Below are 250 nucleotides of genomic sequence, written 5' to 3' on the forward strand. Positions count from 1 at the left end.
GCTGCTGGTCATCGGCGTTCTGGTTGCATCCTTGTTCGCCACGCGCGCGGTTTCGGCCCGGGCGAACGACAAGCAGGCGAAAACAGGTGTACGGCCAAAGACCTTCTGGCTGAACCTCGCGATCTGGTTCGTGCCGGTGATCGTTCTTCTTTTCGCCCTCGGGCTGCAGTGGGACATTCCCGAACTGCGCGGGTTCAATTTTGGCGGTGGTATCAAGATCGGTGGCCCGCTGATTGCCCTGTGGTTCGCC

1 pseudogene is annotated in these 250 nt (G+C 60.8%); it reads left to right on the forward strand.

Annotated features, from left to right (window positions below):
* Positions 1–250: pseudogene (locus A3728_RS23175) on the forward strand (amino acid ABC transporter permease); the annotation flags it as partial.

Source organism: Sulfitobacter sp. HI0040, assembly GCF_001634885.1.
Lineage (GTDB): Bacteria > Pseudomonadota > Alphaproteobacteria > Rhodobacterales > Rhodobacteraceae > Sulfitobacter.